The following is an 18,696-nucleotide window of genomic DNA, read 5'->3' as shown; positions in this document are numbered from 1 at the left end:
GCGCTCGCCCGAGGCGAACGTCATGCGGTGGGTACCGCTTCCGCCGAGGCGCCGGATGCCGCACCGGCGCGTTCGCGCTCCTTGAGCACCTTCTGGTCGTGCCGCTTGATCGCCGGCTCGCCCTCGCGCAGCTGCGAGTACAGCGGCGCGGCGATGAACACCGTCGACCACGTGCCCACGACGATGCCGATGAGGAGCGCCAGCGAGATGTCACGGAGCGTGTCGGCTCCGAGCACGCCCGCTCCGATGAAGAGGATCGCGGCCACCGGCAGTGCCGCCACCACGCTCGTGTTGATCGAGCGCACGAGGGTCTGGTTCACCGCGAGGTTCACCGACTCGGCGAACGTGCGCCTCGACTCCGTGCCGTCTTCGGCGGTGTTCTCGCGGATCTTGTCGAAGACCACGACGGTGTCGTACAGCGAGTAGCTGAGGATGGTCAGGATGCCGATCGTCGCAGCTGGGCTGATCTCGAATCCCACGGTGGAGTAGACCCCGACGGTGACGATGAGGTCGGCCATCAACGCCAGCATCGCCGCGAGCGACATCTTCCACGTGCGGAAGTACAGCGCCATGATGATGGAGGCGAACAACAGGAAGGCGGCGAGACCGACGAGGGCCTGCCTCGTGACGTCCGCCCCCCAACTGGGCCCGATGAATGACGACGTGACCTCGCTCTCGGGCACGTCGTACGCCTCCGCGAGGGCGGTCGTGACCTCGCGCGACTCGGCCTGCTCGAGCTGGTCGGTCTGCACGCGCACACCGTCGCCGCCGACGATGGTCACGCGAGTGGCCGCGTCGGGCACGACGGATGCCACGGCCTCGATCGCCGGCTCGGGCTCGGCGTCCTCGATGCCGGCGATCTGGAACTGCGAACCCCCGCGGAACTCGATGCTGAAGTTGATGCCCCGGAGCACGGGGATCAGCACCGACAGGATGATCAGCACCGCGGCGATCGCGTACCACTTGTTGCGGCCGCCGACGAAGTTGAACGAACGCTTGCCCGTATAGAGATCGTTGCCGAATGTGGTGAGCCGGTTGGCCATCAGGACTCCTTGCCTTCGCCCGTGCCGCTGCCGACGCCGGCGGTGGCCTTGCGTTCTGCGATGGTCTGGCGCTTCTGCGCCTCCTTCGCGCTCGACGCCACCTTGGTCGCGGGCACCGCGACCGGCTTGCGGAACTCCGCGCGCCCGCGGTACACGGCGCCCAGGGCGTTCGGATCGAGGCCCGACCACGGGTTGCCGCTCGAGAAGAACCGCGTCTGCGCGAGGAGTTGGAGCATGGGATGCGTGAACAGGATCACGATGACCACGTCGATGATCGTCGTGAGGCCGAGGGTGTACGCGAAGCCCTTCACACTGCCGACGGCGAGGACGAACAGCACGACGGCGGCCAGCAGGTTGACGCCCTTCGAGGCGAGCACAGTGCGGAATGCGCGCTTCCAGCCGGCTTCCACAGCCCCGACCAGGGGTCGACCGTCGCGCAATTCGTCGCGCACACGTTCGAAGTACACGATGAACGAGTCGGCCGTGAAGCCGATCGCGACGATGAGGCCGGCGATGCCCGCGAGCGAGAGGCGGTAGCCCTGGCGCCACGACAGGATGGTGATCATCAGATACGTGACGAGCGCAGCGATCGCGAGCGAGGCGATCGTCACCGACCCCAGTGCGCGGTACTGGAAGAGCGTGTAGATCACCACGAGGATGAGGCCGATGAGGCCGGCGACGATGCCCGACTGCAACTGTGCGGTGCCGAGCGTCGGCGAGATGGTCTCGGACGACTGCACGTTGAAGCTGATCGGCAGGGCGCCGAACTTCAGCTGGTCGGCAAGGGTCTTCGACGACTCCTGCGTGAAGCTACCGGTGATCTGCGGGCGGCCGTCGGTGATGGCGCCGTTCATCTGCGGGGCGGTGAGCACGGCGCCGTCGAGCACGAATGCGAACTGGTCGCGCGGGCTGGCTCCCTCGGCCTGCAGTGCGAAGAGGCGCGTCGAGACCTTGGCGAAGTCCTCGGTGCCCTTCTCGTCGAACTGGATGTTGACCGCCCATTGGCCCGTGCTGGCACCGGTCTGCGTCGTCACCATGCCGTTCGTGGCGTTGACGATGTTCTCGCCGCTCGCCTCGACTGGGCCGAGGAGGTACTTCACTTCCCGTTCGACATCGCAGGTCACGAGCGGCTCGTCGGCCGGTGCGACGTTCGTGTCCGCCTCGTCGAGCGTCGAGCAGTCGAACGTGTCGAACTCCTCCTGCAGGGCGGGCGTGACCCACGCAGGGTCACTGCCGTCGGTCGGCTCGGCGGTGGGCGTCGACTCCAACTCCTCGGCGGGATCGGTCGGCGCGGGGCTGGCGCTCGGGTCGATCGACTGGTTGGTCGCGATATCCGCGAGCAGCACTGCCCGCAGTTCGAGCTTCGCCGACGATTCGATGCGATTGCGCGTCTGGTCGTCGAGTTCACCGGGGATGCGCACAACGACGTTGGAGCCCTCGGTGTTGATCTCGGCCTCGGCGACACCTGACGCGTCGACGCGCTGGCGGATGATCGAGACGGCCTGGTCGAGCTGCTCCTGCGAGACCGACTGGCCGGTCTCGACCCGGGGCTCGAGAATGATCTGGGTGCCGCCCTCGAGGTCGAGCGCGAGCTTCGGCGACCAGGATCCGCCGCCCCAGATGACGCCGGCCGCGTTGATCGCGAAGAGTCCGACGATGATCACGCCGAGCCAGGTCAGCGACCGCCAGGCCTTACGAACGGGGGCCGGCCTCGATGACCGCTTGGTTGGTGCAGCCACGTGTTCTGCTTTCTCTGCAAGAGCCCGCGCGATCACGCGCGGGCCGAGCCTCGATGGGGAGCTTCAGTCGTCCGACTTCTTGGTGTCGGGCCTCTCGTCGCCCGGGGTCTCGTCGAATCGCTCGCCGAACTCGGGGCCCGCATCGCCCACGGCCGGCTCCACCTCGGTCACGGGAGCGGCCTCGACGGGCTCCACCACACGCGCGACGGTCTGGCGGTGCACCGTGAGGACCGTGCCGGGCGAGGTCTCGATGAGCACCTGGTTCTCCTCTTCATCCATGGAGAGGATCGTGCCGAAGACGCCGAAGTTGGTCATCACCTTCGCGCCCGGCTGGACCTTCGTCTGCAGTTCGCGAGCCTCGGCCTGCCGCTTGCGCGAGTTGCGGAACATGAAGAAGATCAGCACCGCCAGGACGGCGAGCATGATGATGGTGAACGGATCGAACGTCATGAGGGGGAAAACCTTCCGGTGCGGTGTGCCGCACGAAGTCGAGGGCGCTGAGGATCACGCCTTCATGGATTATAGGTCATCGATGGGAAGGGTCGCTGCGCCTTCCGAGGCTTCGTTCGACAGTCCGAAATGCCGCCAGGCCGCGGGCGTCGCCACCCTGCCGCGGGGGGTGCGTGTGATGAGCCCGATCCGCACCAGGAACGGCTCGACGACGGCCTCGATCGTCTCGGACTCCTCCCCGACCGAGACGGCGAGGGTGTTCAAGCCGACCGGTCCGCCGCCGAAGCGGGTGAGGATGATCTGCATGACCGCGCGGTCCAGCCGGTCGAGCCCGAGGGGGTCGACGTCGTACAGGTCGAGCGCGGCGCGCACCGCCTCGACGTCGGGTCGGCCGCCATGCACCAGCGCGTAGTCGCGCACCCGCCGGAGCAGGCGGTTGGCGATACGCGGCGTGCCGCGGCACCGCCCGGCGATCTCGGCGATCGCCTCGCGGTCGATGTCGAGTCCGAGCATGGTCGCGGCACGGGCGAGCACCTGTTCGAGCTCGGCCTCGTCGTAGAACTCGAGGTGGGCCGTGAACCCGAAGCGGTCGCGGAGCGGGTTCGGCAGCAGACCCGAACGCGTGGTCGCGCCGACGAGCGTGAACGGCGCGAGGTCGAGCGGCACCGAGGTCGCGCCGGCGCCCTTGCCGACCATGATGTCGATGCGGAAGTCCTCCATGGCGAGGTAGAGCATCTCCTCGGCGGAGCGAGCCATGCGGTGGATCTCGTCGATGAAGAGCACCTCACCCGGCACGAGCGAGCTGAGCACCGCCGCGAGGTCGCCGGCGTGCTGGATGGCCGGCCCGCTCGACATGCGCAGCGGCCGGCCGCCCTCGTGCGCCACGATCATGGCGAGGGTCGTCTTGCCGAGCCCCGGTGGGCCGGCGAGCAGGATGTGGTCGGGCGTGCGCTGCTGCAGCGTGGCGGCCGTGAGCAGCAGCTGGAGCTGCCCGCGCACGCGGGTCTGGCCGACGAACTCGGCAAGGCTGCGCGGACGAAGCGCACCTTCGAATGCGAGCTCGGCCTCGGACGCGAGCACCGGGTCGGTGAGGTCGAGGTCCTGGGCCTCGTCGCTCATCTCGTTGCGGTTCATCGTGCCCGCCCGGCCTGCTGTGCGGGCCCGAGCCGCGAGAGCGTGAGGCGGAGTATCGCGGGCACCGAGGCCGCCTCGGTGTCGGATGCCGCGGCCATCGTCTCGTCAACGGCTTCGGCCGCCACCTTCTCCGACCAGCCGAGACCGGTGAGCGCCGCGAGCACACTCTCGGCCACGCCCCCCGTGGCGACCGTGACGGGAGCCGCCGGCCTGGACGCGGTGGCCATGAGCTTGCCGGCGAGCGAGACGGTGATGAGCTTCGCCGTCTTGGGCCCGATGCCGCTGACCTTGCGGAACACGGCGTCGTCATCGGCCTGCACTGCGGCCGCGATCTGCTCGGGCGACAGCGCCGAGAGCACCCCGAGCGCCGACCTCGGGCCGACGCCCGTGACCCCGATGAGGAGTTCGAAGACCTCGAGTTCGGCGCGGGCGGCGAAGCCGAAGAGCGTCAGCGCGTCCTCGCGCACGATGAGGCTCGTGTGCACCGTGATCTCGTCGCCCTCGCGGCTGGCGAGCGCAAGGGCGGGCGTGGCGTTGACGTGGAATCCGACACCGCCGACCTCGATCACGACCGAGCTGCCTGCCGCGCGGAGCACGCGACCGCGAAGAGAGGAGATCACTCCTTCAGCCTACGGGCCGCACCCGACACCGCGGCGGAGCGCTCCGCGGCGATCCATGCTCGCTGCGCCGGCGTGAGCGTCGAGGCATCCGTCACCGCGGCCGCGGCTGCGGCCGAGTCGAGCACGGCCGCACCGGCCACTCCGCCGGTGCGCCAGGCGTGGCAGATCGCCAGGGCGAGCGCATCGGCTGCATCCGCCGGCTTCGGCACCGCATCGAGGCCGAGGATGCGGGCGACCATCGCGCCCACCTGCGACTTGTCGGCACGCCCGTAGCCAGTGATGGCCGCCTTCACCTCGCTCGGCGTGTGCAGCGCGACGGGCAGCGCCCGACGTGCGGCGATGAGCATGGCCACACCCGAGATCTGGGCGGTGCCCATGATGGTCGAGACGTCCGACCTCGCAAACACCCGCTCGAGCGCGACCGCCTGGGGGCGGTGCTCCTCGAGGATGGCCTCCAGTCCGTCGGCGATGCGAGCCAGCCGGCGGGGCGTGTCGAGGTCGGCGGGTGAGCGCAGCACGACCACGTCCACGAGCCGCGCCGTGCGGTTCGGCTCGACGTCGACCACGCCCACGCCGCAGCGCGTGAGGCCGGGGTCGATGCCGAGCACACGCACGGCGATCGGCCTAGTCCTCGGCCTCGAGCTGGGCCTGGACCTCGGGCGACAGATCGAAGTTGCTGTAGACGTTCTGCACGTCGTCGCTGTCTTCGAGCGCGTCGATCAACCGGAAGACCTTGCGCGCCGTCTCGGCGTCGATCTCGACCTTCAGGTTGGGCACGAACGCGGCGTCGGCGGAGTCGTAGTCGATGCCGGCGGCCTGCAGCGCGGTACGGGCGGCGACCATGTCGGATGCCTCGGTGATGACCTCGAAGGTCTCGCCCTCGTTCGTGACCTCCTCGGCGCCGGCGTCGAGCACCGCGGCGAGCACGTCGTCTTCGCTGGTGCCCTCGGCGGGCACGACGATGACGCCCTTGCGGGCGAAGTTGTACGCGACGGAGCCGGGGTCGGCCATGGTGCCGCCGTTGCGGGTCATCAGCGTGCGCACTTCGGCGGCCGCGCGGTTGCGGTTGTCGGTGAGGCATTCGATGAGGAGGGCCACACCGTTCGGACCGTACCCCTCGTACATGATGGTCGTGTAGTCGATCGACTCACCGGTGAGCCCGGCGCCGCGCTTGATGGCGCGGTCGATGTTGTCGTTCGGAACGGAGGTCTTCTTCGCCTTCTGCACGGCGTCGACGAGCGTCGGGTTGCCCGAGAGGTCGGCGCCACCCATCTTGGCGGCCACCTCGATGTTCTTGATGAGCTTCGCGAACGACTTGGCACGACGCGAGTCGATGATCGCCTTCTTGTGCTTGGTCGTCGCCCACTTGGAATGCCCGGACATGCGTCTCCCGTCTGGGTGGTCAGTACCCCGACATTCTAGGCCAGCCGACGCACGCCCTCCCGCGAGGACGCGGCGGGGCGGAGTCGGCGCAGCTCCCGCTTGTAGCGCCGGCGACCGAGCAGTCGATACGCAAGGCGCATCGGTCCGGGCAGTTCCCGGGTCATCCAGGCGTCGCGCTCCCCCTCGGGGATGCCGTCGATGATCAGCCCGAGCAGGAGGAAGAGCGGCAGGGGCGGCCGCTCGCGGCCGACCTCCGTCTGGATCTCGTCCCACTCCTCGTCGCTCAGCACCGCGTCGAGCACCGGGAACGCGTCGCGTTCCTCGTCGGCGAGGTGCTGGGTGAGCGTGCGGTCGACCTCGTCGAGCGCGACGGCGAGATGTTCGGCGTCGAGCACATCGGCTTCGGTCGCCCAGACGTCGACGAGACTGTCGATGACGTCGAGCTGTTCGGACACCGCCTGATGCTGGCTGCGCATCAGCGACACATGCAGCCCGCAGGCCGGCGCGCGCTCCTCCATCCGGTCCCAGAAGAACGCGTCCTCCGCGCGGTGGTGCGTGTGCAGCAGCCGGGTGAGTCCGTGCAGGTGGCGGGCGAGGAATGCGGCCCGGTCGACGTCGCCGTGCGCGACGTCGCGAACGAGGCCTGGCGCCTCGCCGAAGAGCCGGCGGAACACGCGGTGGATCAGCACCACGTCGTCGCTGCGGCAGGTGGAGGCGGGGGCGCCGGAAGCGCTGGGCGCGGTGGGCGCGCCGGTCGAGGGATGGCGTTCGGTCATGGGTTCCAGCGAAGCGGATGCCGCGGCCGCTCGCCCCCGAGATAGCCCGCCGATCACCCCGGGGAAAACCCTGAGTCGGGGAGCCGTCGGCTGACCGGTCTCGTCAGCCGAGGAGCTTCTGCAGCGTGCGGAGGTTGCGATTGGTCGTCGTCGGCTTGAACTTCGCCTTCGCGAGGAGCTTCGCGAACGGCGTGTCGACGGTCGTGCCCTTCACCGGGTTCCAGTAGACGACGCCGTCGCCCCTCGCCAACGGATCGATGTCGGCGTCGAACCGACCGGTGTCGGCGAGGAGCTCGTCGAGCACGGCGGGATCCGAGCAGAAGACGACCCACGGCTGACGACGTGCATCCGAGGCGTCGAAGGGGAATCGATCGATCGCGCGTGCGAGCTGGTCGTGCGTGATGAGCACGATCCATGCGTCATAGCCGAACCGCTCGGAGAGCGCGCGCTCGATGCGCGACTTCAGCTTCGCGGCATCCGCTCGCTCGGCGCCGAAGACGACGTTGCCGCTCGCGAGCACCGTGCGCACGTCGTCGAATCCGAGCTCCTCGAAGAGCCGTCGCAGATCGGCGGACCGGATGGTGATGCCGCCGACGTTCACCCCACGGAGGAGCGCGATGTATCGCGTCATTCGTTCAGGCTAGCGACCGCGCCGCCCGAGCGTCGGGCGGACGGACGCCGACGGCACGCGCCTCGAGCGCCGCCAGCGCGCGGATCGTCTCAGCGTCGCCGCGCCGCCACCCGGCGACCGCATCAGGGTCGGCGGCGAGGACGCCGTGCAGGTTCCGATCGGTCAGCGCGCGCAGCGCGAGCAGGTCGGCGCCGCCCGGACGCCTCAGCACGGCGACCGTGCGCCCGGCTCGGGAGGCGCGCACGAGCCTGGGCACGACCCACAGCAGGAGCACCGCCGCGATGGGCAGCGCCGCGATGCCGAGGGCGGCGAAGAGCCCCATCCAGCCGAGGATGTCCTGTTGCCCTCGACCCACGGACTCGAGCGTCGCTCCGGCGGAACTGGCTCCGTTGAACGGCTCGGCGATGCCCGGTCCGATGAGGGGGACCTCGCCGAGGGCCTCTCCGATGTCCGTCATGCTGCCGCGGAATCCGGTGCCGGCCTCCTCGAGTTGCCGGCCGAGGTCGGCGAACCGGGTCACGAACGCGTGAACGATCATGGCCGCCCACACCGCCGACGCGATGATCCCGAGCGCAAGGAGGTCTCCGATGACCTGCACCGCACGCCTGCCGCCGAAGTCCGAGTACAGTTTCATGCCCCCCACTCTGACGTGGGGTGCGGCTGCGGCGCTACATGGGCGACGACGGCGACGTGGATGGCTCGGAGCTCGCGCGTGCGCCCACCTTCGTCAGGAAGTACTCGTGGAATCGCAGGTCGCCGTTGATCTCGGGATGGAAGCTGGTGCCCATCAGGTCGCCCTGCTCCACCGCGACGACGCGGCCGTCGGCGATCGTTGCGAGCGCGCGGGCCGCCGGACCGACCGACTCCACCACGGGTCCGCGGATGAACACCGCGTGCACGGGCTCGCCGCCGAGCTCGGGCACGTCGATATCCGTCTCGAACGACTGGTTCTGCGACCCGAACGCGTTCCGCCGCACGACGACGTCGAGCCCGCCGAAGGACTGCTGGCCGGGGATCGCGTCGAGGAGCGTGTCGGCGAGCATGATCAGGCCGGCGCAGGTGCCGTACACCGGCAGGCCGGCCCGGATGCTCGCCCGCAGCGGCTCCGCGAGGCCGAACGCACGCGAGAGCTTGTCCATCACGGTCGACTCCCCGCCGGGGATGACGAGCCCGTCGATCTGGTGGAGGTCCTCCGGGCGGCGCACGAGCGACACGCGCGCGCCGAGGATGCCGAGAATCCGGGCGTGCTCACGGAAGTCGCCCTGCAGCGCGAGGACGCCGACTCGAGGACCGGATGCCCCCTCGGTGCCCTGCGACTGGTCGCGAAGGGTCACCAGCCGCGCTCGGCCAGGCGGTGCGGTGCGGCGAGGTCGCCCACGTTGATGCCGACCATCGCCTCGCCGAGACCGCGCGAGACATCCGCGATGACCGAGGGGTCGTCGTAGAACGTGGTCGCCTTGACGATGGCCGCGGCCCGCTGCTCGGGGTTGCCCGACTTGAAGATGCCCGAGCCCACGAAGACGCCGTCGGCGCCGAGCTGCATCATCATCGCGGCATCCGCCGGCGTCGCGACGCCACCGGCCGTGAACAGCACCACCGGGAGCTTGCCGGTCTCGGCGACCTCGAGCACGAGGTCGTAAGGCGCCTGCAGGTCCTTCGCGGCGACGTAGATCTCGTCGCGCGTCATCGACTTCAGCTGGTTGATCTCGCTCGCGATCTTGCGGATGTGCTTGGTGGCCTCGGACACGTCGCCCGTGCCGGCCTCGCCCTTCGAGCGGATCATGGCGGCGCCCTCGTTGATGCGGCGCAGCGCCTCGCCGAGGTTGGTGGCTCCGCACACGAACGGCGTGTTGAACTGCCACTTGTCGATGTGGTTCACGTAGTCGGCGGGCGAGAGCACTTCGGACTCGTCGATGTAGTCGACGTCGAGGGCCTGCAGCACCTGCGCCTCGACGAAGTGGCCGATGCGGGCCTTGGCCATGACGGGGATGGAGACCTCGGCGATGATCGCCTCGATGAGGTCGGGGTCGCTCATCCGGGCGACTCCGCCCTGGGCGCGGATGTCGGCCGGCACGCGTTCGAGCGCCATCACGGCGACGGCGCCGGCGTCCTCGGCGATGCGTGCCTGTTCGGCCGTGACGACGTCCATGATGACGCCGCCCTTCAGCATCTCGGCGAGGCCGCGCTTCACACGGCTGGAGCCGGTCTGGGCAGTGCTCATCAGGGGTTCCCTTCAACGGATGGCGCGGATTCGCGCAATTTCTCAAACACGGTGTCGGCTTGGCCTAGGCCAAAAAGATAGCATGGACCGGACCACGCTTCGCAGCACCCATGGATTGGTGACATGACCCTCGAGATCGCCGGCCGATCGGCCGCGGACATCGCCGCGAGCGTGCGTGCGCTCATCGAACGCGGCGCGCTGCAGCCCGGCGACCCGTTGCCGCCCGTGCGCAACCTCGCCGACGACCTCGGCGTGAACCGCAACACCGCCGTCGCGGCGTACCGGCAGCTCATCGCAGCGGGCATGGTCGTCACCCGCGGCCGCGGCGGCACGCACGTCGCCGGACGGTCGTCCGTCGCGCAGGAGGGGTTCGCCGCCGACAGCGTGCTCCGCGATGTCGCGACCGGGAATCCCGACCCCGATCTCATCCCCGACCCGTCGCGCGCGCTCGCCGGTATGGCGGGCCGGCCGGTGCTCTACGGTGAGCCGGTCATCGACCCGGGCCTGGAGCGCTGGGCGGACGCGTGGATGCGTGCCGACCTCGCACCGGCCGACCAGCGGCTCACGATCACGAGCGGTGCGGCCGATGCCGTCGAACGACTCCTCGCCCAGGCGCTGGTGCGCGACGACGCCGTGGCGCTCGAGGATCCGTGCTTCCTGACGAGCATCCACACGGTTCGCGTGGGCGGATATCGCGCGGTGCCCGTGCCCGTGGACGACGAGGGCATGACCGTCGACGGTCTGCGTTCCGCACTCGACCAGGGCGTTCGCGCCGTCGTCTGCACGCCGCGGGCGCAGAACCCGACCGGCGCGAGCCTGTCGGAACGGCGTGCCGAGGAGCTGCGCGACGTGTTGCGCGCGCATCCGTACGTCCTCGTCATCGAGGACGACCACTTCTCGATGCTGTCGCGCCGTCCGTTCCGCTCGCTCATCGGCCCCGACCACCGGCGTTGGGCGCTCGTGCGCTCGGTGTCGAAGTTCCTCGGTCCCGACATGTGCCTCGCGGTCACGGCCTCCGACCCCGAGACCGCTGAGCGTCTCGCGGTGCGGCTCACCCCCGGGACCACCTGGGTGAGTCACCTGCTGCAGCGGCTCGTGCTCGCACTCGTGACCGACCCCGAGGTCGCCGCGCGGATCGCGGAAGCGGGTGCGCACTACGCCGCCCGCAACGACGCGTTCGCCGCCCGGCTCACCGCGCTCGGAGTGCCCGCCGCGGCCGGCGACGGGCTCAACCTCTGGGTCGCGCTTCCGGTGCCCGCGCGAGACGTGTCGGAGCAGCTGATGCGGCGCGGCTGGCTCGTGCGCGCCGGTGACGAGTTCGTGCTCGCCGACGCTCCCGCTGCGAGCCGGCGCCTACGGCTTACCGTGCACGATCTCGGCGACGCCGACGCCGATCGGCTCGCCGCCGACATCGCGGCCGCCGTGCAGGCGGCGGGCGGCCGCCTCGTGCCGACCGGAGTGGAATGATCGAGGGGTGAAGGTCCTCTCCATCCAGTCCGCCGTCGCCTACGGCCACGTCGGCAACTCCGCGGCCGTGTTCCCCCTCCAGCGCATCGGCGTCGAGGTCATGCCGGTCTCTACGGTGAACTTCTCGAACCACACCGGTTACGGTGCGTGGCGCGGGCCGCTGATCAGCCCCGACGACGTGCGCGAGGTGATCGCCGGCATCGAGGACCGCGGGGCGTTCCCGCACATCGACGTCGTGCTCTCGGGCTACCAGGGCTCCGAGGGCATCGCCGACGTGATCCTCGATACGGTCGCACGCATCAAGGCGACGAACCCCGAGGCCGTCTACTCGTGCGACCCGGTGATGGGCAATGCGAAGAGCGGATGCTTCGTGGCGCCGGCGATCCCGGTGCTGCTGCGCGACCGGGTGGTGCCCGCCGCCGACCTCATCACCCCCAACCAGTTCGAGCTCGGCTACCTCACGGAGACCGAGCCCGGATCGCTCGAGTCGACGCTCGAGTCGGTCGATCTCGCGCGAGCGACGGGCCCGCGCACCGTGCTCGTCACGAGCGTCGAGCGGCCCGACCGCGAGGAGGGCACGATCGAGATGCTCGCCGTCGACGACCGCGGTGCCTGGATCGTGCAGACCCCGCACCTGCTGCTGAAGGCGAACGGGTCTGGGGATGTCACGGCGGCCCTCTTCACCGCGCACTACCGCCGCACGGGCGACGCGGCGGACGCCCTCGCGCGCACCGCATCGAGCGTCTTCGACCTGCTCGCGAACACCCTCGAGTCGGGCGAACGCGAGCTGCAGCTCGTCGAGTCGCAGGAGGCCTACGCACACCCGCGGATGCAGTTCGAGGTCCGGCAGGTCCGCTGAGCCACGGTGGTCGAGTCGGCGCGGAGCGCCGTATCGAGACCCTGGCTCAGACGGGCCAGGCCTCGGCGATCTCGTGCCGGACCTCGCCGAGCAGGCGCGGCAGTGCCTTCGTGCCGGCGATGATCGGGAAGAAGTTCGAGTCGAGCGCCCATCGCGGCACGATGTGCTGGTGCAGGTGCTCGGCGATGCCGGCCCCGGCGATGCGGCCCTGGTTCATGCCGAGGTTGAAGCCGTCGCACCTCGAAACCCGCTTGAGCGTGCGCATCGCGATCTGCGTGAGCTCGCCGATCTCGGCGACCTCCTCGGGCGACGCCTCGTCGTAGGTCGCGACGTGACGGTACGGGCACACCAGCAGGTGACCGCTGTTGTAGGGATAGAGGTTGAGCAGCACGAACGCATGCGTGCCGCGCGCGACGATGAGCGACTCCTCGTCGCTCAGCTCAGGGGCACGGCAGAACGGGCAGGCGTGCTCGTCGGGCTGCTGGCCGTGCTGGATGTACACCAGCCGGTGGGGCGTCCAGAGCCGCTGGAACGCGTCGGGGACCCCGGCGATGTCGGCTGCGGCATCCGTCGGCACGCCCTCGAACTCGTCGGGCTGGTAGGCGCTCACGTCAGAGTTCGTCCTTCGTCATGACCTGGCGGCGGTCGTCGATCGCCGCTCGGATGCGGCCGACCGCCTCTGCGATCGGCACGCCGTTCTCCTGGCTGCCGTCGCGGAACCGGAAGCTCACGGTCCCGGCGGCACGGTCGTTCTCGCCCGCGATGAGCTGGAACGGCACCTTCTGCTGCGTGTGCGTGCGGATCTTCTTCTGCATGCGGTCGTCGCTCGTGTCGATCTCGGCGCGCACGTCGGCACGACGGAGCTCGTCGATGATGCCGCCGAGGTACTCGGCGTACTCGTCGGCCACCGGGATGCCGACCACCTGCACGGGCGCGAGCCACACCGGGAAGGCACCCGCGTAGTGCTCGAGCAGGATGGCGAAGAACCGCTCGATCGAACCGAACAGCGCCCGGTGGATCATGATGGGTCGCTTCTTCTGACCGTCGCGGTCGGTGAACTCGAGGCCGAAGCGCTCGGGCAGGTTGGGGTCGACCTGCACCGTCGACAGTTGCCAGGTGCGACCGATCGCGTCCCGGGTCTTGAGGTCGATCTTCGGCCCGTAGAACGCGGCCTCCCCCGGCATCTCGGTGAGCTTCAGGCCACTCGACCGGGCCACGTTGCGCAGCGCGTTCGTCGCGTAGTCCCAGAACTCGTCGGACCCGATCCACTTGTCCTTCTCGTCGTCGCGCATCGAGAGCTCGAGCTCGAAGTCGTCGAGCCCGAAGTCGCGCAGCATCGAGATGACGAACGAGATGACCTTGGTCGCCTCCTCCTCGAGTTGCTCGGGGGTGACGAAGAGGTGCGAGTCGTCCTGCGTGAAGCCGCGCACCCGGGTGAGCCCGTGCAGCGCGCCCGAGAGTTCGTTGCGGTAGACCGTGCCGTTCTCGGCGAGTCGCATCGGCAGGTCGCGGTAGCTGCGCGCGCGCTCCTTGTAGATGAGGATGTGCATCGGGCAGTTCATCGGCTTCAGGTAGTAGTCCTGGCCGTGCTTGATGACGTTGCCCTCGGGGTCGCGCTCCTCGTCCATGCGGATGGGCGGGAACATGCCCTCCTTGTACGTGACGAGGTGGTTCGACTGGAGGAAGAGGTCCTCCTTCGAGATGTGCGGGGTGTACACGTAGGTGTAGCCGTCGGCGACGTGGCGACGGCGCGCGTGCTGCTCCATCTCCATGCGCACGACGCCGCCCCGGGGGTGCCACACGGAGAGGCCCGAGCCGATCTCGTCGGGGAAGCTGAACAGGTCGAGCTCGCGCCCGAGCTTGCGGTGGTCGCGGCGCGCCGCCTCCTCGAGCCGGTGCTGGTGGGCACGCAGTTCGTCCTTCGTGGGCCAGGCGGTGCCGTAGATGCGCTGCAGCTGCGGGTTCTTCTCGGAGCCGCGCCAATAGGCCGCGGCGAGACGAGTGAGGGCCCAGCCGTTGCCGATCATGCGCGTGTTCGGCAGGTGCGGGCCCCGGCAGAGGTCCTTCCAGGCGACCTCGCCGGTCTTGGGGTCGACGTTGTCGTAGATCGTCAGCTCGCCGCCGCCCACCTCGACGCTCTCATTGTCGTCACCGGATGCCGCAGCTCCCTTGAGCCCGATGAGCTCGAGCTTGTACGGCTCGTGCGCGAGTTCGGCGCGGGCCTCGTCGTCGCTCACGACCCGGCGCACGAATCGCTGACCCGAGCGGATGATGCGGGCCATCTCCTTGTCGAGGGTCTTCAGGTCCTCGGGGGTGAACGGCTCGGCGACGTCGAAATCGTAATAGAAGCCGTCGGTCACGGGCGGGCCGATGCCGAGCTTCGCCTCGGGGTTGACGTTCTGCACGGCCTGCGCCAGCACGTGGGCGGCGGAGTGGCGGAGAATGTTCAGGCCATCGGGCGAGTCGATCGTCACCGGCTCGACGGTGTCGGCGTCGGTGACGATCGTGGCGAGGTCCTTGAGCTCGCCGTTGACGCGCATCGCGACAACGGATCGATCGGTGAAGAGCTCGAAGCCGTCGGCCACTGTGGTCTACTCCCTGTGAGTCGAAACGAACCCTTCAACTGTAGTGCGGCGGCACGCGCGTGCCCGCCGCGTCGGTGCACGCCCTGATGAGGCCGGAGTCGCACGGTTCTAGAGTCAACCTCATGTTCAGTTCAGATCCGGAGGTCGGGGACCGGGGCCCCGACACCGAAGTACGCCTCCCCGAATTCGAGCACGACCTCACCGCCGAGGACTGGGCCACGAAGTTCCGTGCCGGACACCTCGGCCATGGTCCGATCTTCTGGGCGCCGATCGAGGTGCTGTCTCCCGTCAAGACGGTCGGCCACGGCCGCACCAACCTCACCCTCATCCGGCCGACGATCCTGCAGACCGACACGGGCGTGCCGTTCGCCGGGTTCGACCGGCGTGAGTCGACGAACCGCAATCCCGCGGTGTCGGTGCACTTCAACCCGGGCGCCTATGGTGCGACGAGTGTCGGCACGTACGTCTTCACGTTCGCCGTGGAGGCCTTCGGCACGGCCACGTTCGCGCCGACCGGGTATGCCGGCAGCGGCACGGTGGATGCCTCGGGCTCGGTGTCGTTCAGCGGACGCCGCGTGATCACGGTCATCCTGCGGAACGTGCAGCCCGGCCAGGACACCTGGGCGGCGATCGAGCAGACAGGCGGTCAGGCGTGGTCGTGGTTCAGCACGCGCATCAGCCACCCGCCGCTGGTGCTTGATCAGTTTGTGAACGGCTGACGCCGTCACGCTCACGCCATAGCGCGTCTTCTCACTTCTCGCAATCGTCTTTCGAGAAGCGCTTCTCGGTCTACGGTGTTCGACGACCACACACCCACACCTCGACGACCGCACTTCGAGGCTGGAACGGCCAGGCGGATCGGGAGCGCGTGCGGCCCGGTATCCGAACGCCCACTCTGGAGGCTTCGAGCGAGGCGGACTACCATCCTGCGTATGGCAGAGCAGGCCTCAGAGAAGCCGCGACTGTTAGCCGGCGGCAACCCGCAGATCCCCAAGGGCGACGGCGAGGAGCCCGTCAACGCGTACCTCCGTGCGATGCCGGGCTGGAAACAGGACGTCGGGCAGCGTCTGCATGACCTGATCGTGAAGACGGTCCCCGACGTCCGCATGGCGGTGCGCTGGAACTCGCCGTACTACGGCGTCGAAGGCAACGGATGGTTCCTCAGCTACCACTGCTTCACCCGTTACGTACGGGTGACCTGGCTGAACGGCTCATCCCTGGATCCCCCTCCCCCGGGCGAATCCAAGCACGAGCATGTGCGCTACCTCGACCTCCACGAAGACGATGAGTTCGACGACGAACGCATTGCGAGCTGGATCCGACAAGCCTCCGAGCTGCCGGGCGACGAGCTCTGAGATCAGTCGCGAGCGACGATCCGGAACCGGTCGGCGAAGGAGCCGACGGCAGCGATGAACTCCGCCTCGAGGAACGATTCCGTGAGCCGGACCTCGAGGTTGCCCCAGCTCGGTTCGGCATTGGCCCCCGACCAGGCCCCGAAGTACGCCATGTCGGGATCGTCGGTGTGGACGTCGCGCAGCGCCGTCCCGCCGGTGCCGACGGTGACGAACACGGTGCCACCCCCCTGATCCACCGATGCCCCCTCGTCGACCACACACGCCGCGCTGATGCGCTGGGGCGCGATCGAGGCGCAGCCGTCGCCGATGCCGAGTTGCACGGTCCGCTGGTAGAGGTGTTCGTGTCCGCTCACCACGAGGTCGACGCCGCTGGAGACGAGGAGGTCGACGAGTTCCGGTCCCGGATCGCATCCGTAGTTCCCGATCGAGAGGCACGGCTTGTGCATGCCCACGACAACCCATCCGATCCCCGCCTCGCGCGCCCCCTCGATGGCTTCCCTCGTCCACTCGAAGCGCTCCGAGCCGGGGGCGTACAACCACGGGCCGTCACTGAACGTCAGGCCGGGCGAGATCATCACGAACCGCACGAGTGGAACGTTCGCGGGAACGTCGACGTAGTACTGACGGGCGTACTCGCCCGCCAGCCCGGGGAGCCGATTCGGCAGGCAGTCCGCGAAGACGTCGATGTGGCCGTTGAGCCCGTCGGATTCGTGGTTGCCCGACAGGAGTTGGAATGGGATGCCGGTGCCGATCCGATCGGTGACGAACTCGCACCACACGCCCTCCTCGCCGGTCTCGCCATATGAGAGATCGCCGAGGGCGAGGTGCAGATCGGGCTCGAGCGAACGGATCTGCTCGAGCGTCTTCGCCGACTCCGTGGTCGCACCGATGTCGCCTGATGCCGTGAACGTCAGCGCCGGGGCGGCGGGCGGAGTGGATGCATCCACGGAACCCCGATCACCGCTGCCGGTCGGGCCGACGCAGCCGCCAAGGAGCGCGAGTCCGACCGCCGCGAAGGTGGCGGTCGCGAGTCGTCGTCGCAGCCGCATGATCACCCCATCGCCACGGCGCACTCCGGGAGCGCCCACCCCGAAGTCGGGCGCCGTATCGGGCAGCGTATCGGATGCTCCCGTGCGCTTCCCTTGTCGTGAGGCGACACCACCGCCGGCGACGGCGAACGGCCCGGATCCGCGGATCCGGGCCGTTCAGGCGTGGTGGGCGATACTGGGATCGAACCAGTGACCTCTTCCGTGTCAGGGAAGCGCGCTACCGCTGCGCCAATCGCCCAAGTCGAGTGCGAAGTCTCGGCTTGGAGGTGGATACGGGATTCGAACCCGTGTATACGGCTTTGCAGGCCGCTGCCTCGCCTCTCGGCCAATCCACCGTTGCTTGGGTTCACCACCAAAGAACAAACCGGCTTGCGCCGGCTTGATCAGAGCGGATGACGAGATTCGAACTCGCGACCCTCACCTTGGCAAGGTGATGCGCTACCACTGCGCCACATCCGCATTGCTCGCTGTTTTGCGTGCAGAACGACTCTAACGGATTCGGTGAACGAATCACAAACCGGGCGGGGCCCACGTCACGTTCACCCCGGTCATGGCGATTATCCGTCCCGTTCGCCGGGCGTGTCATGGCCTCCGGCCCTCGCGGCACGCCGCTCCGATGTGCATTCGCCCGCCCCCGTCGGCTAGTATCGAATCCGCGGTCGAGACGAGTTCAGATCGCATCACGATGGGCGATTGGCGCAGCTGGTAGCGCGCTTCCTTCACACGGAAGAGGTCGTCGGTTCGAGCCCGGCATCGCCCACGAACGCCCCCACTCCACTGGGGGCGTTCTTCATTTCAGGGACAGTCCCAGGGTCACGCTCAACGCCATCCGTATCGCTCGCGCAGCTCGGTCGCGAGCCGCGCATACGGCTCCCCGTCGAGGGAGGCTGCCTCGCGCCGCATGCCGCCCGCCCGCACCCGGAAGACGCGATCGATGCGCGCCCAGCTCGGCCGGCCCTGCGGATCCCAGGGGCCCACGCCGAGCGGCACGTAGTCGCGGTCGCCGTCGCGCGGCTTGCTGGTGAGCTGCACGGCGAGGAAGTCGGCCGTACCCGATTCCGCCACGATCACGACGGGGCGGTCCTTGCCACGCCCGTCGTTCTCCTCGTACGGCACCCAGGTCCACACGATCTCGCCGGGATCGGGCTCACCGTCGCGTCCGGGCGTGTAGGCGAGCCGCACGCGGCGGATGGCGCGTGGGTCGAGCTCGACCGTGGCGTCGTGGCCCGCCTGCCCCGGTGAGAGGACGCCCGTGGCGGTCGACGTGCGGCGCGGGGCATCCGCTGCTCCGCCGGAACCACCCCTCGTGAGCGACCGGATGACACGCCCGAGGGCAGTGAGGAAGCGGCTGGTGTCTGGCACACCCGCACACTACCCCACCGCC

20 protein-coding genes and 4 tRNA genes are annotated in these 18,696 nt (G+C 69.1%); 5 read left to right on the top strand and 19 right to left on the bottom strand.

Translation table 11 applies throughout. From position 1 onward, the window contains the following. Positions 1 to 20 precede the first annotated feature (20 nt). The 12 genes from secF to pdxS all read right to left on the bottom strand — a co-directional run bounded on the left by secF (position 21) and on the right by pdxS (position 9,997). The gene (gene secF / locus AB0K73_RS06055; protein ID WP_360511639.1) at positions 21 to 1,043 is read right to left on the bottom strand and encodes a protein translocase subunit SecF; all 1,023 of its coding nucleotides are present in this window, start codon (positions 1,041 to 1,043) and stop codon (positions 21 to 23) included. Continuing rightward, positions 1,043 to 2,782, bottom strand: a complete 1,740-nt coding sequence (secD, locus tag AB0K73_RS06050; RefSeq protein WP_360511637.1) for a protein translocase subunit SecD — start codon at positions 2,780 to 2,782, stop codon at positions 1,043 to 1,045. The genes secF and secD overlap by 1 nt, the downstream gene beginning before the upstream one ends. 63 nt (positions 2,783 to 2,845) lie before the next feature. Further along, positions 2,846 to 3,232, bottom strand: a complete 387-nt coding sequence (gene yajC / locus AB0K73_RS06045; RefSeq protein WP_360511635.1) for a preprotein translocase subunit YajC — start codon at positions 3,230 to 3,232, stop codon at positions 2,846 to 2,848. Positions 3,233 to 3,301: 69 nt separating this feature from the next. Beyond that, positions 3,302 to 4,351 (bottom strand): Holliday junction branch migration DNA helicase RuvB, encoded by a 1,050-nt coding sequence (gene ruvB / locus AB0K73_RS06040; protein ID WP_360512288.1) that lies wholly within the window; start codon positions 4,349 to 4,351, stop codon positions 3,302 to 3,304. Positions 4,352 to 4,362: 11 nt separating this feature from the next. Beyond that, entirely contained in the window at positions 4,363 to 4,986 is a 624-nt protein-coding gene (ruvA, locus tag AB0K73_RS06035; RefSeq protein WP_360511633.1) for a Holliday junction branch migration protein RuvA, read from the bottom strand. Next, the gene (ruvC, locus tag AB0K73_RS06030) at positions 4,983 to 5,600 is read right to left on the bottom strand and encodes a crossover junction endodeoxyribonuclease RuvC (RefSeq protein WP_360511631.1); all 618 of its coding nucleotides are present in this window, start codon (positions 5,598 to 5,600) and stop codon (positions 4,983 to 4,985) included. The genes ruvA and ruvC overlap by 4 nt, the downstream gene beginning before the upstream one ends. Positions 5,601 to 5,610: 10 nt before the next feature. Beyond that, positions 5,611 to 6,369, bottom strand: a complete 759-nt coding sequence (locus AB0K73_RS06025; protein WP_360511629.1) for a YebC/PmpR family DNA-binding transcriptional regulator — start codon at positions 6,367 to 6,369, stop codon at positions 5,611 to 5,613. Positions 6,370 to 6,404: 35 nt separating this feature from the next. After that, the gene (locus AB0K73_RS06020) at positions 6,405 to 7,145 is read right to left on the bottom strand and encodes a hemerythrin domain-containing protein (protein WP_360511627.1); all 741 of its coding nucleotides are present in this window, start codon (positions 7,143 to 7,145) and stop codon (positions 6,405 to 6,407) included. Positions 7,146 to 7,248: 103 nt separating this feature from the next. Beyond that, positions 7,249 to 7,776, bottom strand: coding sequence for a DUF1697 domain-containing protein (locus AB0K73_RS06015; RefSeq protein ID WP_360511625.1), 528 nt, complete (start codon positions 7,774 to 7,776; stop codon positions 7,249 to 7,251). Positions 7,777 to 7,780: 4 nt separating this feature from the next. Continuing rightward, entirely contained in the window at positions 7,781 to 8,410 is a 630-nt protein-coding gene (locus tag AB0K73_RS06010; protein WP_360511623.1) for a hypothetical protein, read from the bottom strand. A gap of 34 nt (positions 8,411 to 8,444) precedes the next feature. After that, on the bottom strand, positions 8,445 to 9,110 hold the full coding sequence (gene pdxT / locus AB0K73_RS06005) for a pyridoxal 5'-phosphate synthase glutaminase subunit PdxT (RefSeq protein WP_360511621.1): 666 nt from the start codon (positions 9,108 to 9,110) through the stop codon (positions 8,445 to 8,447). Continuing rightward, positions 9,107 to 9,997, bottom strand: coding sequence for a pyridoxal 5'-phosphate synthase lyase subunit PdxS (gene pdxS / locus AB0K73_RS06000; protein WP_360511619.1), 891 nt, complete (start codon positions 9,995 to 9,997; stop codon positions 9,107 to 9,109). The genes pdxT and pdxS overlap by 4 nt, the downstream gene beginning before the upstream one ends. Positions 9,998 to 10,120: 123 nt before the next feature. Between pdxS and AB0K73_RS05995 the strand changes: the two genes are divergently transcribed. After that, entirely contained in the window at positions 10,121 to 11,464 is a 1,344-nt protein-coding gene (locus AB0K73_RS05995) for an aminotransferase class I/II-fold pyridoxal phosphate-dependent enzyme (RefSeq protein WP_360511617.1), read from the top strand. Positions 11,465 to 11,471: 7 nt separating this feature from the next. Next, entirely contained in the window at positions 11,472 to 12,323 is an 852-nt protein-coding gene (gene pdxY / locus AB0K73_RS05990; RefSeq protein ID WP_360511615.1) for a pyridoxal kinase PdxY, read from the top strand. Between the two features lie 46 nt (positions 12,324 to 12,369). Here the strand turns inward: pdxY and AB0K73_RS05985 are convergent, their stop codons facing one another. Continuing rightward, entirely contained in the window at positions 12,370 to 12,933 is a 564-nt protein-coding gene (locus AB0K73_RS05985) for an HIT domain-containing protein (RefSeq protein ID WP_360511613.1), read from the bottom strand. A gap of 1 nt (position 12,934) precedes the next feature. Continuing rightward, positions 12,935 to 14,863: a threonine--tRNA ligase gene (gene thrS / locus AB0K73_RS05980; protein WP_360512285.1), complete on the bottom strand. Its 1,929-nt coding sequence runs from the start codon at positions 14,861 to 14,863 to the stop codon at positions 12,935 to 12,937. 167 nt (positions 14,864 to 15,030) lie between these two features. Between thrS and AB0K73_RS05975 the strand changes: the two genes are divergently transcribed. Next, positions 15,031 to 15,627: a hypothetical protein gene (locus AB0K73_RS05975; protein WP_360511611.1), complete on the top strand. Its 597-nt coding sequence runs from the start codon at positions 15,031 to 15,033 to the stop codon at positions 15,625 to 15,627. 213 nt (positions 15,628 to 15,840) lie between these two features. Then, positions 15,841 to 16,263 (top strand): DUF1801 domain-containing protein, encoded by a 423-nt coding sequence (locus AB0K73_RS05970; protein WP_360511609.1) that lies wholly within the window; start codon positions 15,841 to 15,843, stop codon positions 16,261 to 16,263. A gap of 2 nt (positions 16,264 to 16,265) precedes the next feature. Here the strand turns inward: AB0K73_RS05970 and AB0K73_RS05965 are convergent, their stop codons facing one another. From AB0K73_RS05965 to AB0K73_RS05950, 4 genes are all read right to left on the bottom strand, one after another. After that, entirely contained in the window at positions 16,266 to 17,312 is a 1,047-nt protein-coding gene (locus AB0K73_RS05965; protein ID WP_360511607.1) for a metallophosphoesterase, read from the bottom strand. 163 nt (positions 17,313 to 17,475) lie between these two features. Further along, a tRNA-Val gene (locus tag AB0K73_RS05960) sits at positions 17,476 to 17,550 on the bottom strand. Between the two features lie 23 nt (positions 17,551 to 17,573). Then, positions 17,574 to 17,647 (bottom strand) — tRNA-Cys (locus AB0K73_RS05955). Positions 17,648 to 17,699: 52 nt separating this feature from the next. Continuing rightward, positions 17,700 to 17,771: transfer RNA gene (locus AB0K73_RS05950), tRNA-Gly, on the bottom strand. A gap of 228 nt (positions 17,772 to 17,999) precedes the next feature. On the opposite strand from AB0K73_RS05950, the gene AB0K73_RS05945 reads away from it, so the two are divergent. Beyond that, positions 18,000 to 18,072, top strand: a tRNA-Val gene (locus tag AB0K73_RS05945). Positions 18,073 to 18,131: 59 nt separating this feature from the next. Here the strand turns inward: AB0K73_RS05945 and AB0K73_RS05940 are convergent. Beyond that, positions 18,132 to 18,674, bottom strand: a complete 543-nt coding sequence (locus AB0K73_RS05940; protein ID WP_360511605.1) for a type II toxin-antitoxin system PemK/MazF family toxin — start codon at positions 18,672 to 18,674, stop codon at positions 18,132 to 18,134. Between the last annotated feature and the right edge of the window lie 22 nt (positions 18,675 to 18,696).

Origin of the sequence: Agromyces sp. NPDC052230 (assembly GCF_040679595.1) — a bacterium.
Taxonomy (GTDB): domain Bacteria; phylum Actinomycetota; class Actinomycetes; order Actinomycetales; family Microbacteriaceae; genus Agromyces.
The sequence above is the reverse complement of the archived record's forward strand: the minus strand, read 5'-3'. Positions and strand labels throughout refer to the sequence as shown.